9 protein-coding genes and 1 tRNA gene are annotated in these 15,157 nt (G+C 32.2%); all 10 read right to left on the bottom strand.

Annotated features, from left to right (window positions below):
- Positions 1-31: 31 nt before the first annotated feature.
- Positions 32-223: an STAS domain-containing protein gene (locus HMPREF9309_RS09210; RefSeq protein WP_016646702.1), complete on the bottom strand. Its 192-nt coding sequence runs from the start codon at positions 221-223 to the stop codon at positions 32-34.
- 1 nt (position 224) lies between these two features.
- Positions 225-1,730, bottom strand: coding sequence for a SulP family inorganic anion transporter (locus tag HMPREF9309_RS04340; RefSeq protein WP_016646701.1), 1,506 nt, complete (start codon positions 1,728-1,730; stop codon positions 225-227).
- Positions 1,731-1,906: 176 nt separating this feature from the next.
- Positions 1,907-1,983, bottom strand: a tRNA-Arg gene (locus tag HMPREF9309_RS04335).
- Positions 1,984-2,084: 101 nt separating this feature from the next.
- On the bottom strand, positions 2,085-2,471 hold the full coding sequence (locus HMPREF9309_RS04330) for a hypothetical protein (protein ID WP_016646700.1): 387 nt from the start codon (positions 2,469-2,471) through the stop codon (positions 2,085-2,087).
- A gap of 302 nt (positions 2,472-2,773) precedes the next feature.
- Positions 2,774-4,849 carry an elongation factor G gene (gene fusA, locus HMPREF9309_RS04325; RefSeq protein WP_016646699.1) on the bottom strand — a complete coding sequence of 692 codons (2,076 nt, stop codon included), beginning with the start codon at positions 4,847-4,849 and terminating at the stop codon, positions 2,774-2,776.
- A 12-nt stretch (positions 4,850-4,861) separates the two neighbouring features.
- Complete coding sequence (rpsG, locus tag HMPREF9309_RS04320; protein ID WP_016646698.1) at positions 4,862-5,332, bottom strand: 30S ribosomal protein S7; 471 nt, start codon at positions 5,330-5,332, stop codon at positions 4,862-4,864.
- Between the two features lie 77 nt (positions 5,333-5,409).
- The gene (rpsL, locus tag HMPREF9309_RS04315; RefSeq protein ID WP_016646697.1) at positions 5,410-5,784 is read right to left on the bottom strand and encodes a 30S ribosomal protein S12; all 375 of its coding nucleotides are present in this window, start codon (positions 5,782-5,784) and stop codon (positions 5,410-5,412) included.
- Between the two features lie 245 nt (positions 5,785-6,029).
- Positions 6,030-6,428 carry a DoxX family protein gene (locus HMPREF9309_RS04310; protein ID WP_016646696.1) on the bottom strand — a complete coding sequence of 133 codons (399 nt, stop codon included), beginning with the start codon at positions 6,426-6,428 and terminating at the stop codon, positions 6,030-6,032.
- An 87-nt stretch (positions 6,429-6,515) separates the two neighbouring features.
- On the bottom strand, positions 6,516-11,024 hold the full coding sequence (rpoC, locus tag HMPREF9309_RS04305) for a DNA-directed RNA polymerase subunit beta' (RefSeq protein WP_016646695.1): 4,509 nt from the start codon (positions 11,022-11,024) through the stop codon (positions 6,516-6,518).
- Positions 11,017-15,156 carry a DNA-directed RNA polymerase subunit beta gene (gene rpoB / locus HMPREF9309_RS04300; RefSeq protein ID WP_016646694.1) on the bottom strand — a complete coding sequence of 1,380 codons (4,140 nt, stop codon included), beginning with the start codon at positions 15,154-15,156 and terminating at the stop codon, positions 11,017-11,019. Before rpoB ends, rpoC begins: the two co-directional genes overlap by 8 nt.
- Position 15,157: the final 1 nt, after the last annotated feature.

Here is a 15,157-nt window from a genome sequence, read left to right as displayed (position 1 = left end):
ACTTTATATAGATTTATTTGAGCTTTTTAGACTACTTGTTATCTCTAGTTAAAGAATCTACTTTTTTATTTGGATATAACTCTTTAGGCTCAAAATCCTTTAAATAATCAATATTTGCTTTTAAGTCTTTAAAAATATTTTCTTTTTGTATCTCATCTATAAAACCATAATTTTTTAAAATTTTATAAACCCTACTTCTTATTCCACAAAAATATATTTTCAACTCATTTTTTTTTACAATTATTATAAAAAATTTTTAATCCTCTATATCCAGTAGCATCAATTAAAGGAACATTTTCTAAATTTACAACAATTATTTTTGTTTTAGGTTTGACTATATCTAGTAGCATATTAGAAAATTTCTCTGCAGCACCGAAGAAAAAAGGACCATTTATGTTATAAACAAGAACTCCATTTGGAATTTCTAATATATTGCCATCAGCATGTTTTAAATCTTTTGTAATCATTTCAAAATTTGTTAAATCACTCATTCGCTTCATAAATATAATCAAAGCAAATATCATACCAACTGATATACCAATAATCAAATCAAAAAATACCGTTAATAAAAATGTCGCAATAAAAACAAAATAATCACTTCTTGGCGCTTTTTTGATTTGTTTAAAATACTCCCATTCGCCCATATTGTATGAAATTACTAGCAAAATCGCACCAAGAGATGCCATAGGTATAAGATTTACAAAATTTAGTAAAACCATAACCATAATAAATAAGGCAATCGAGCTTATCATAGCAGAAACAGGGCTTTTTGCACCATTTTTTATATTAGTTGCAGTTCTTGCAATCGCTCCAGTTACAGGAATGCCTCCAATGGCCGCAGAAGCAATATTTGCAAAACCTTGTCCGACAAGTTCTGTGTTTGAATTGTGTCTATCATTTGTCATACCATCTGCAACTACCGCAGATAAAAGTGACTCAATACCAGCTAAAACCGCAATTGTTATGGATGCTGGCAATAAAGACTTAATAAGTTCAAAGCTAATTCCATTAAAATTTACAAAAGTAATTTTTAAATCCAAGCTTCCAAACCTTGAGCCAATGGTTTCAGTAGGAATGGTAAAAAACTGAACCAAAAGCGTTAAAACAATCACAGAAACTAACATACTAGGTATTAATTTGCCAAATTTTGGAATTTTTGGCCATAAAATAATTATAAAAATAGATACTATGGTTATTAAAATTGCGTAGAAATTTAGTGTTTGAATATTTTGTATGTAACACAAAATTTGTTCCATAAATTGAGCTGGAATTTTTTCAACACCTAAGCCTAAAATATCTTTTATCTGACTTGAAAAAATCGTTACGGCAATGCCACTTGTAAATCCTGCTACAACTGGATATGGGATAAATTTTATAATTTCTCCACCTTTTAAAAAACCTATAACTACAAGCATTACGCCAGCCATCATCGTTGCAATGGTTAATCCCAACATGCCGTGTTGCTCTATAATACTATAAACAATCACAATAAATGCGCCAGTTGGTCCTGCTATTTGAAATTTTGTTCCACCTAAAATGGCTACAATAAAACACCCAATAACAGCAGTAATAAGCCCAACTTCAGGCGTTACTCCCGATGCAATTCCAAGAGCTATAGATAATGGCAATGCAACAATAGCCACTATGATACCTGCGGCCATATCATTTAAAAACATCTTAAAATTATAATTTTTTAAGCCTATAAAAAACTCTGGGATAAAATCTTTCATATTATCTACCTGCATAAATTATTAATAAATACAATTCACCTATTTGAATCTTAGTAAGCATTATATCTTTTTATATCATAAAAATTTACTACTGCTTGAAATATGCCACGAATACTGGATTTTTGTTTAAAAAAGCGTGTTTAAAATATTAATATAACCTTAATAAGTATAAAAAGTGGTCTCCTCAGCGAGATTCGAACTCACGGCCTCAAAATTAGGAATTTTGCGCTCTATCCTGCTGAGCTATGAGGAGAAATTTTAATTCAAATCGTTATTTTATCTTATTTGAAATTAAACTATATTGAAATTTGTATAATTTTGAGAGAAAGGCTCAAATTTGAGCCTAAAATTTAATTATCTTCTAAAAATACCCCTAAGACTGTCTCTTATAGCAGTGGATGCTTCGTTTTTAAGAGTATTGGTGGCATCTTTTGTGATATCATCAGCAAAAGAACTTGACCCATCACCAGTTGAGCGAATGGAAACATCATCTACGATACCTTTCTTATTAAAACTAATGGAAACTGTATCACTATAATCATTATTATAATAATTCCAAACATCACTATATCTATTTGATGATTTAGAATTTGGGTGACCTAAAATTTGAATTACTTCGGTTTTTGTGCTTTTGTTAAGCTTAATATTTTCAGCTTTCGTGCCTAAATTTGGTGAAGGTTGTGCAAGATTGCAACCAGCTAAAAAAATTGTTAAAACTAAAACAGAGACTAAATTTTTCATAAATATACCTTTAAATAAAATTTAAAAAGCATTTTATCAAAAAAAAAAAAAAAAAAAAAAAAAAAAAAAACGACTTAAATAAAAATATTAATTATAAATTATAAGTTTATTTTAATATATAAAACCGCATAAATTTGAATTTTGAAAAATAAAAAATAAAATAAATTTTAAAGCAAAAAAAACAGAGGAAAAAAATTTAAAAAATAAAATAAAATTTAATCAATTTCAGCGGAAATTTAAAAAATTTTAAAAGGTAAAAATTTTTAAAAAAATAAAAAGGGGTAAAATTCTACCCCTTAAATTTAGCCGTTTCTTTGTTTAATTATCTCTTCGCTTACATTTTTTGGAACCTCATCGTAGTGATCAAATTCCATTGAGTAAGTTGCACGACCTTGAGTTTGACTTCTTAAATCTGTTGAATAGCCAAACATCTCAGCTAGTGGGCAAAATGCATCAATTATTTTATTTCCACCTCTATCGCCCATATTATTAACTTGACCACGGCGTTTATTAATATCACCTATAACATCACCCATATACTCTTCTGGTGTCTCAATTTCAACTTTCATAACTGGTTCAAGTATAACAGCTCCTGCTTTTCTAGCACCTTCTTTAAAGCCCATTGAAGCAGCTAGTTTAAATGCCATTTCAGAACTATCAACTTCGTGATAACTTCCATCATATACAGTTACCCTAACATCCTCAACTGGATATCCTGCTAAAACTCCACCTTGCATTGCTTCTTGGCAGCCTTTGTCAACAGCTGGAATATATTCTTTTGGAATAGCACCACCTTTAATATCGTTAACAAACTCATATCCAGTGCCTGGCTCGAGCGGTTCAAGTCGTAAATAAACATGACCATATTGACCACGACCACCTGATTGTTTAGCATATTTATATTCTTGCTCAACTGTTTTTCTAATAGTTTCACGATATGCAACTTGTGGTTTACCTATTTCAGCATCAACTTTAAACTCTCTAAGCATTCTATCAACGATAACTTCAAGGTGTAGCTCACCCATGCCGCTAATAATGGTTTGACCGCTTTCTTCATCAGTTTTTACTTGAAAGCTTGGATCTTCTTGAGCTAGTTTTTGAAGCGCAATACCCATTTTTTCTTGATCTGCTTTTGTTTTAGGCTCAACTGCAACACTTATAACTGGATCTGGAAAATCCATTTTTTCAAGTATTACTTGATCTTTTTCTCCAGCTAATGTGTCACCTGTTAGAGTATCTTTTAGTCCCACAACAGCACCAATTTCTCCAGCATAAAGTTCTTTAATTTCTTCTCTTTTGTTTGAGTGCATTCTAAGAATTCTTCCAATTCTTTCTTTTTTGCCTTTTACAGTATTGTAAACATAGCTTCCACTTTCTAGGATGCCTCTATAGGCTCTAACAAAAGTAAGCTGACCAACGAAAGGATCTGTCATAATCTTAAATGCAAGTCCGGCAAACTCACCATCATCTGATGATTCTACAAAAACCTCATCTCCGTTTTCGTACTCGCCTCTAATATCAGCAACCTCATCAGGTGCTGGCAAATAATCAACAATTGCATCAAGAAGTGGTTGAACGCCTTTATTTTTAAAAGCGGTTCCGCACATCATAGGAATTATACTTAAATTTAAACAAGCTTTTTTAATACCCTCTTTAATCTCATCTACGCTTAATTGTTCACCACTGAAGTATTTATCCATTAATGCATCATCAGTTTCAGCAACAGCTTCAATTAATTTATCATGGTATTCTTTTGCTTTATCCATTAGCTCAGCAGGAATTTCTCTTTCAACATAAGTTGTTGGTTTTGTATCATCTTCCCAAACTAAAGCTTTCATATTTACTAAATCAACAACGCCTTTAAAGTCATCTTCTGCACCAATTGGAATTTGAAGTGGTACAGGATTTGCTTTTAATCTATCTTTAATTTGTTGTTCAACATTGTAAAAATTTGCCCCAACTCTGTCCATTTTATTTACAAAAACAATTCTTGGAACATGGTATTTATTTGCTTGTCTCCAAACAGTTTCACTTTGAGGTTGAACACCACCAACTGAACAAAATACCGCAACAGCACCATCTAAAACTCTCATTGATCTTTCAACTTCGATTGTAAAATCAACGTGTCCTGGGGTGTCTATAAGGTTGATTTGGTGATTTTTCCAAAAACATGTTGTAGCAGCTGATGTAATTGTGATGCCTCTTTCTTTTTCTTGAGCCATCCAGTCCATTGTAGCTGTACCCTCGTGAGTTTCGCCAATTTTATGACTAACTCCTGTAAAGAATAAAATTCTCTCACTTGTTGTTGTTTTACCAGCATCGATGTGAGCAGCGATACCGATATTTCTAACCATATGTAAAGGTGTTTTTCTAGCCATAATAACAACTCCTTACCAGCGGTAGTGAGCAAAAGCTTTATTTGCCTCTGCCATTTTATATGTGTCTTCTTTTTTCTTAAATGAAGCACCTTTTGAACTTGCAGCATCCATAAGTTCATAAGCTAATTTTTCTATCATAGTTCTTTCACTTCTTTTTCTTGAAAATGAAATAATCCATCTAATAGCTAAAGCCTGTTGTCTTACCGGTCTAACCTCAACAGGAACTTGGTATGTCGCACCACCTACTCTTCTTGACTTAACTTCTAAAATAGGCTTAACATTTTCAATAGCATCATTAAAAACATCTATACCTTTTACATCTTCGCTTTTGCTGTCGATAAGATCTAAAGCACCATACATTATTCTTGTTGCAGTGCTTTTTTTACCATCATACATAAGTGCATTAATAAATTTAGTGACTACTTTATTGCCATAAATAGGATCAGGCATTACTTCCCTAACGGGAGCTCTTCTTCTTCTCATATTATTTTTCCTTCAAATTTATAAAATTTTACTCAAACTTAGCCAAATCAAGGGCTAGTCTGTTTTTGTTAGCTAAACTATTTTTTAGGGCGTTTAGCACCGTATTTAGATCTTGAAACAGTTCTTTTTGCAACGCCTGCTGTATCCAATGCTCCACGAACGATGTGGTATTTAACACCAGGTAAGTCTTTTACTCTTCCGCCTCTTACTAAAACGATAGAGTGCTCTTGTAGGTTGTGACCTTCACCGCCTATATAACTAATAACTTCAAATCCACTTGTAAGCCTAACTTTGGCAACTTTTCTCAAAGCTGAGTTTGGTTTTTTAGGGGTTGTTGTATAAACCCTAGTACAAACTCCTCTTCTTTGAGGACAATTTTGTAACGCTGGTGATTTTGATTTTTGAATCACTTTTTTGCGTTCTTTTCTGACCAATTGATTAATGGTTGGCACAATAATTCCTTTCATCATTAAATTTATTAAAAAGACCTAATATTATCTAAAAACTGCTTAAAAAATGTTAAAACCTACTAAATATCAAAGATTTAACAGTAGATATTGTAAAATAGATGATTTTTAAATTTCTTCATAATTGCTTTTTTTATAAAATTAAAAACTCATTATATAAGGCTTTTACGGTAGCAACTCCCATATTTATGAGTTTTGCATTTTTATAAGTAACATATTTTTAAAATCCTTTAATCATTTTTTATGCTGAATTTGCCACCGCCGCAAAATAATAAGCATAAAGACGCACCTAAATAAAGATAAACTATCTCAGGTACAAGCCCGCCAAAATTTGTAACAGCAAAAAGCTTATCCATATATGCAACATATAAAATCACACCAGATGTTGCTATTAACATAATAGAGGCAAAGCGAGTATAAATTCCAAATATTATCATAACTGGTGCTAAAATTTCACCAAGATATACAAAATAAGATAAAAATGAAGGTATTTTAGCATTTATAAGAAGTGAAGCAACAGGTTCTATTCCAAATTTTAGTTTAAAAAGTCCATGATATAAAACGCAAATTCCTAAAAATATCCTAAGAATTAATAATCCAAAATTTGGATAATTTAGATATTTAGACATAAATTTCTCCTAAATAAATTTATGTCATTATACAAAATTTATCTAAATTTCAAAAGGTTATCCCTTTTGAAATTTAGTGTTTTAAATCTACTCGTTAGATTTTATCTTAACTTTATCTTTTTTATAAAGTCCTGTTCCAACAGGAATCATTTTTCCTAAAATAACATTTTCTTTTAAATCTTCTAGATAGTCAAATTTACCAGAAATACTTGACTCGGTTAAAACTTTAGTAGTTTCTTGGAAAGATGCAGCTGAAATAAAACTATCACTTCCAATAGCCGCTCTTGTAACACCGAGTAAAATAGGCTCTGCAATAGCTGGTTCGCCACCCATTTTCATAACTTTTTCGTTTTCGGCTCTAAATTTACGCCTGCTTACCAAATCCCCTACAATAAAGCTTGTATTTCCACTATCTAAAATGCTAACTTGTCTTAACATTTGAGAAACGATAATCTCAATATGCTTGTCATTAATAGCAACACCTTGACTTCTATAAACTTGTTGAATTTCACTTATTAAGTATTGATGAAGTGCTTTTTCACCTAAAATTCTAAGCACATCTTGACTGCTTATAAGCCCATCAGTTAGCTTTTCACCAGCATGAACAAACTCACCTTCTCTTACTTGAATTTGAAGAGATTTATCTATCATGTGCTCAACCTCAAGACCATCAGGAGATTCAATAACAATCTTTTCTTTTGAACGAAGTGCCTTTCCAAATTTAACAACACCGTCAATTTCAGCTATAACAGCTGCATTTTTTGGTCTTCTAGCTTCAAAAAGCTCACTAACTCTTGGAAGACCTCCGGTAATATCGCTTGATTTTGCTACAGCTTTTGGAGTTTTTGCCAAAGTATCAGCCAAAGCTACTTTTTGACCATTTGATACATAAATGATAGTTTTTGGCTCTATTTGATAAGTTAGAGTTTTACTATCAGTAACTACACTAATAGTTGGTTTTATACCTTGTGGCAAATACTCATTTACAACTAAACGAGTTTGTCCTGTAAGCTCATCATACTGCTCAGTTGCACTAAATCCTGGCTCAATTCCCTCAAAACTTACAACACCATTATCTTCTGCAATAATTGGAGTTGAATATGGATCCCACTGAGCTATTATAATTTTTTCATTTTTCTTAGGTTTAAATATAACATCACCATTTTTTACTTTGCTATTATCATCAAACTCAACAATAGAAGTTCTAGGGATATAATATCTTGCAGCCTCTCTATCATCATCATCGGCAACTACTACAAAAAGACCTTTTTCTTTTACTTCATAGCCTTTTTTAATATCTCTAATTCTTGTAAGTGAAGCACCATCAAGAATATAAAATTTAAGTGTTCCACTTGAGCTAGTTTTTGTTACTTGGCTAATAGGCTCACCATCATCTATATGAATTTCACTTGCATATGGGATACGACCTGGAACATGCCAACCCTCTTTTACAATCTCAACTATACTTTCTGAAGCTGCTACTTTGTCGCCATTTTTATATGGAAGATAAAACTTACCTTCTATCTTTCCACTAACTCCTGCTAGCTCATTCACTTTTGCAATATTATGCTTTCTAATAGTGTGCTTTTCTTCTTTGCCTTTTGATTTTACTGTTAAAATAACATCTTCGTATGAAGTTTCAATTTCCAAAACTCCATCAAATGAGGCTTTTATCTTTGGTTCAACAATTAAAATAGCCGCATTTCTTCTATTTGCAACTATTTGCTTTCCTTTATTCTCGTAAGTTTTTATATTGTAATATCTTACAAAACCCTCACTTTTTGCTAGAATTTGGTGATCTTGCTGTTCTGTTGAGGCTGTTCCACCAACATGGAATGTTCTAAGTGTTAGCTGAGTTCCTGGCTCGCCAATTGATTGAGCTGCAATAATTCCAACTGCTTCTCCTGGTTTTACCATTTTACCTTCGCCTAAATTTATTCCATAACATTTCGCACAAACACCTTTTTTAGCCTTACAAGTAATTGGTGTTCTAATACTTACTGATTTAATTCCAGCTTCTGATATTTCTTTTGCGATTTGTGCATCTATTAAAGTGCCTTGAGAAAAAAGTATCTCATTTGTAATTGGGTCAATTACATCATCACTTAAAACTCTTCCAATAATTCTATCTTCTAAGCTCTCTATTAAAGCACCATTTGCAGTTATTTCTGTTATTTCGATACCTTCATGAGTTCCACAATCATGCATAGTTACCTTAACATTTTGTCCAACATCAATTAGTTTTCTTGTTAAATATCCAGCGTTTGCAGTTTTTAACGCAGTATCTGCAAGACCTTTTCTAGCTCCGTGAGTTGAGATAAAATACTCAAGCACGTTTAATCCCTCACGGAAATTTGAAGTAATTGGAGTTTCAATAATACTTCCATCAGGTTTTGCCATAAGTCCTCTCATACCTGCAAGCTGACGAATTTGTGCAGCACTACCTCTAGCTCCACTATCTGCCATCATATAAATAGAGTTAAATCCACTTTGGTCATTTTCAATTAAATTCATCATCTCTCTTGCGACTTTGGCATTTGTGTTTGTCCATATATCGATGATTTTATTGTATCTTTCGCTATCTGTTAAAAGACCTACGCCATACTGACTTTGTATTTCTTTAACCTCTTTTTTGGCCTCATCTATATATTTTACTTTTGACTTTGGAGTTATTATATCAGCCATAGAGATACTTACTGCAGCCTTTGTAGCCCAGTCAAATCCTAAATCTTTTAAATCATCTAAGAATTTTGCTGTTACTTCAAGCCCGCCTTTTTCATAAACTTGATCAATCAAATTTGCAATATCTTTTTTCTTTAAAATTTTATTCCACATTTTTTCATCTATAAAATCAGGAATAATTGATTTTAAAATAAGTCTTCCTGCTGTTGTAAATACTGTATTTGACTCGATCATAGTTTTTATTTTTGCATGAACATCTAAATATCCGCTATCAACAGCTATCATAACCTCATCAACGCTTGAATAAATTTTATTTGTTCCTTTTGCATTTTCTTTTTCCAAAGATAGATAATAAAGTCCTAAAACCATATCTTGTGAAGGAACACAAACTGCTTTTCCACTTGCAGGAAGTAAGATATTCATTGAGCTTAGCATTAAAACTTTACACTCTGCAATAGCCTCTTGAGAAAGTGGTACATGAACGGCCATTTGATCCCCGTCAAAGTCAGCGTTAAAAGCAGCACAAACGAGCGGGTGAAGCTTTATCGCTTTTCCATCAACCAATACTGGGTGAAAAGCTTGAATTGACATTTTGTGAAGTGTTGGAGCACGGTTTAGCATGATAGGATAGTTTTTAACAACTTCTTCTAAACATTCCCAAACCTCAACTGCTTTATCATCAAGCATTTTTTTAGCTTGTTTTACAGTTGCAGCATAGCCTTTTTCTTGAAGTCTTGCAATTAAATGTGGCTTAAAAAGCTCTAGTGCCATAGTTTTTGGCAAACCGCATTGATCCATTTTTAAATTTGGCCCAATAACAATAACTGAACGACCTGAAAAATCAACCCTTTTTCCAAGTAGATTTTGACGAAATCTTCCTTGTTTTCCTTTTATAATTTCACTTAAGGATTTTAAAGGTCTTTTGTTTGCTCCTTTTACAGCATTTGCGCGTCTTCCGTTATCAAAAAGAGCATCAACTGCTTCTTGAAGCATTCTTTTTTCATTTCTTATAATTATTTCAGGAGCATCAAGCTCTAAAAGTCTTTTAAGTCTTGTGTTTCTATTTATTACTCTTCTATATAGGTCATTTACATCGCTTACTGCAAATTTACCACCATCTAAACTAACCAAAGGTCTAAGCTCAGCTGGTAAAACTGGAAGAGCTGTTATCATCATCCACTCTGGTTTATTATTAGAAGATAAAAAGCTCTCTACAACTTTTAATCTTTTTATAATATCTTTTTTTCTAGCTTCTGATTTTGTTGACTCCATAGCTTCTTTAAGTTCTGCAACTATGGAAACTAAATCAAGCTCGCTTAAAAGCCTATGTATAACTTCTCCACCCATTGCAGCACTAAAGCCTGTATTGTAAAATCTACTACTTAAAAGTTGATATTGCTCTTCATTTAAAACTTCATATTTCTCAACTTTTTTTGTATTTTCATTATCATAATATGCATCACCTGGATTATCCACTATATAAGCTTCATAATATAAGACTCTTTCAAGATCTTTCATTCTAATGCCTAAAAGAGTACCAATTCTACTTGGAAGTGAGTTTACATACCAAATATGTGCAACCGGAGTAACTAGCTCAATATGACCCATTCTAGTTCTTCTAACTTTAGAGCTTGTTACCTCAACACCGCACTTTTCGCATCTATGTCCCTCAAATCTCATCTTTTTATATTTGCCGCATAGACACTCATAATCCCTTATTGGTCCAAAAATTTTAGCACAAAAAAGCCCATCTCTTTCAGGCTTTAAAGTCCTATAATTTATTGTTTCAGGTTTTTTTACTTCTCCATGACTCCAAGCTCTTATCTCTTCAGGGCTTGCAAGCTGAATTTGAACTGCATCAAAGTCGTGAGGTCTTTTATTTTCAGTTATCTCAATTTTTGCGAAATCACTCATTATCCTCATCCTCTTTTTTAAATATATTTATATCAAGTGCTAATGATTTAAGCTCTTTTGTTAAAACAAAAAATGTTTCAGGAACACCTGCTGATGGAACATTTTCACCTCTAATTAAAGCTTTATAAGCTTCAAGTCTACCATCAATATCATCTGATTTAATTGTTAGCATTTCTCTTAATGTATAAGCCGCACCGTAAGCCTCTAATGCCCAAACTTCCATTTCTCCAAATCTTTGACCACCACTTAGTGCTCTACCACCAACAGGTTGCTGTGTAACAAGAGAATATGGCCCTGTGCTTCTTGCATGAACTTTTTCATCAACAAGGTGATGAAGTTTTAGATAATACATACAACCTACATTTACTCTTTCTTTAAATTTCTCACCAGTTCTTCCATCATAAAGTTCGGTTTTGCCATCTGGGTCAATATTTGCCATTTTAAATAGTTTTTCAAAATCCTCAGGCACAATACCTTCAAAAATAGGTGCAGCAAATTTAATACCATGACTCCAATCTCTTGCATATTTTAAAAGCTCATCATCACTTAACTTTTCTAAAGTTTTTTTGGCATTCATAAGTTTTGAAGTACTTGCGATATCAATCATTTTTGCTCTTAAATTTTTAATCCATTCACCTGTTTTTTCTTCCATCATTTTTTCAATTTGTTCGCCAAGTTTTACACCAACTAAACCTAAGTGGCTTTCCATAATTTGTCCGATATTCATACGGCTTGGAACACCTAATGGGTTTAAAACTATATCAACTCTTTTTCCGCTTGGAAGATATGGCATATCAACTTCTGGAACGATGTTAGAAACAATACCTTTGTTTCCGTGACGACCAGCCATTTTATCACCAACTTTTAGCTTTCTCTTTGTTGCGATATAAACTTTTACAAGTTTTACAACACCACTTGGTAAAATATCATCTTTTTCTAAAATTTCAAGCTTTTCATCATGATTTTCTTTTAGTTTTTTCTTCTCGTTTTGGAAGTGATTTTTTATATCATCATATTCGGTTTGAATTGCTTTTTCATAAGATTTTATAAAACTGTTTAAAGCAAATCTATTGCTTTCTTCAAGATCACTTCTTGGAACGAAATCACCTTTTTTAAATTCCAACTTACCAAGTTTTCCATCTTCTTTTAATGGCTTTTTCTCAAGTAAAGATGAAACCATTAAAGTCTCTTCTCTATCTAGCATTAAAAGTCTATCATGGTGTTCTTTTTCAAGGGTTGTTTTTTCAGCCTCATACGCCTTTATAGCTCTTGAGTCTTTTTCATATCCTTTTTTTGTAAATATCTTAACATCTATAACAACACCTTCAGTTGAGGAGTTTGCATACAATGATTTATTTACAACATGGCCTGCTTTTTCTCCAAAAATTGCTCTTAAAAGTCTTTCTTCAGGAGTTGGCTTAACTTCACCTTTTGGGGTTACTTTACCAACTAAAATCATTCCAGATCTTACCTCAGTACCGATTTTTACGATTCCACTTTCATCAAGATGGATAAGCTCTTCTTCTTTTACATTAGGAATGTCTCTGGTTATTTCTTCAACACCATCTTTTAATTCTCTTGCCTCAATACTTTTTTCATAAACATGAATACTTGTATATTCGTCATTTCTAATCATCTTTTCACTCATAACAACGGCATCTTCGTAGTTGTATCCATGCCAAGGCATAAATGCAACAAGAGCATTTTTACCAAGAGCAAGTTCGCCCTCATGCATACTTGCACCATCTGCTATGATTTGACCAGCTTTTATTTCATCACCTTTATTGATAATTGGGTGCTGAGAAAACATTGTATTTTGGTTTGTTCTTAAGTTTTTTTCCATTGAGTAATGGTCTATAAAAGGACCACTTTCATCTTCGCCTAAAATAAATATGTTTTTACTATCTACTTTTTCAACAATTCCTGCTCTTTTTGCTTTTACAGCTGTCCAAGAATCTCTTGCAATAGTAGCTTCCATACCTGTTCCAACAATTGGAGCAATTGGCTTTAGAAGTGGAACGGCTTGTCGCTGCATGTTTGAACCCATCAAAGCTCTGTTTGCATCATCGTGCTCCAAAAATGGAATAAGTGAAGCTGCAACACCAGCTATCATGCCAGAACATAAGTCAATTAAACCTACTTCTTCTTTTCTAGCTAATATGTTTTCACCATCTTTTCTAGCTTCTAAAAACTCATCAAGTAAATTTCCATCCTCATCAACTCTAGCTGAGGCAGGCGCTATTACAATTCCTTCTTCTTGTGTAGCTGTTAAATAAACTATATCATCAGTTACTTTTGAGTTTACTACTTTTCTATAAGGTGCTTCAACAAAACCTAAGTCATTTACTTTTGCATAAGTAGCAAGTGTGTTTATAAGGCCAATATTTTGTCCCTCAGGTGTCTCAATAGGACAAATTCTACCATAATGAGTTGGGTGAACATCTCTTACTTCAAATCCTGCTCTTTCTTTTACAAGACCACCTTGTCCAAGAGCTGAAAGTCTTCTTTTATGGGTTATTTCACTTAATGGGTTTGTTTGATCCATAAACTGGCTAAGCTGCCCAACTGTAAAAAATTCCATCAATGTAGTTGTTATAATTCTTGCATTTATTAAATCATGCGGCATTAACTCATCTACATTATTGCTAAGTGTTGTAAATTTATCTCTTATAGTTTTTTGCATCTTTACAAGACCTAAATGAGTTTCATTTGCCAAAAGCTCTCCAATAGATCTAATTCTTCTGTTTCCTAAATGATCTCTATCATCTATAAAGCCTTTTCCATTTTTAACACCAATTAGATATTTTGCAGTTTTTATAATATCTTCGCTTGTCATTACAGTTACATACTCAGGAACTTCAATACCAAGCTTATGATTCATTTTCATACGACCAACTTTTGTTAAATCATATCTTTCTGGATTAAAGAAAAGATCATTTACAAACTCTCTTGCTGCTTCTTTTACAACAGGTTCGCCAGGACGCATAACTTTGTAAATTCTAATTGCTGCAAGATCATTTTCATTATCTATTTTTTCAAGCTGTTGAAGTGTTTTTAGAGTATCACCATCTTGTAAAAATGAGTTAATAACACTACTATCAACACCATCAGCAAGGTCGTTTACTATGGTGATTTCTTTTTGCGATTTTAAAATTTTTTCTATCTTTGCTTCATCAAGCAAGGATAAGGTATCGTATAGAATTTCTCCACTTTCATTATTTATAATAGGATCAAAAAGATATCTTTCAAGTAATACATCAATTGGATATTCTACATATTCCAAACCATCATCAATAAGTTTTTTAGCCTTACTTGGAGTAAGTCTTTTTCCAGATTGATGAACAACATTACCTTTTGGATCTTTTATATCATATTCTAACCTTGTTGTGTAGTCTTTTGGATCAAATTTTGTTAAAAATTTACCTTTTTCAACACGAAGTGTTTTTATAGGATAAAAAAGTTTTATAATATCTTGTTTTCCATATCCTAATGCCCTAAATAAAATAGTTATAGGCATTTTTCTTTTATTATTTATACGGACATATAAAATATCTTTTGCATCATATTCAAAATAAAGCCAACTACCTCTATCTGGTATTATTTGTGCTGTATAAATTCTTTTATTTGATACTGTTGGGCTTTCTTCTTCTTTGAAAATAACACCAGGACTTCTATGAAGTTGATTTACAACAACTCTTTCAACTCCATTTATGATAAAAGAAACTCTATCAGTCATTAAAGGAATATCTCTTAAAAATATCTCTTGTTCTTTTATTTCTTTAATTCCTGTTTTTTCCCCAGTTTTTTCATCTTTATCATAAATGACAAGTCTGATTTTCATTTTTGAGCTTACGGAGTAGGTTAATCCTCTTTCTACGCACTCTCTAATTGAATATTTTGGTTTTAAAATTTCATAATCAACATATTCTAAACTAAGTCTGTTTTGTGGATCGTGTATAGGAAAAATTGATCTTATAGCTCTTTCCATACCACTTTCAATACTGTCTTTTTTGTATAAAAAACTATCAAAACTCTTTTTTTGTAATTGTAATAAATTTGGAATATCAATCTCTTTTTTGGCTTTTGAAAAATCAATTCTAAGACGATTTCCAGAATATAGGCTATTTAGCATT

The sequence above is a fragment of the Campylobacter ureolyticus ACS-301-V-Sch3b genome, assembly GCF_000413435.1.
Taxonomy (GTDB): domain Bacteria; phylum Campylobacterota; class Campylobacteria; order Campylobacterales; family Campylobacteraceae; genus Campylobacter_B; species Campylobacter_B ureolyticus_A.
This window is presented reverse-complemented; position numbering and strand designations above follow the sequence as displayed.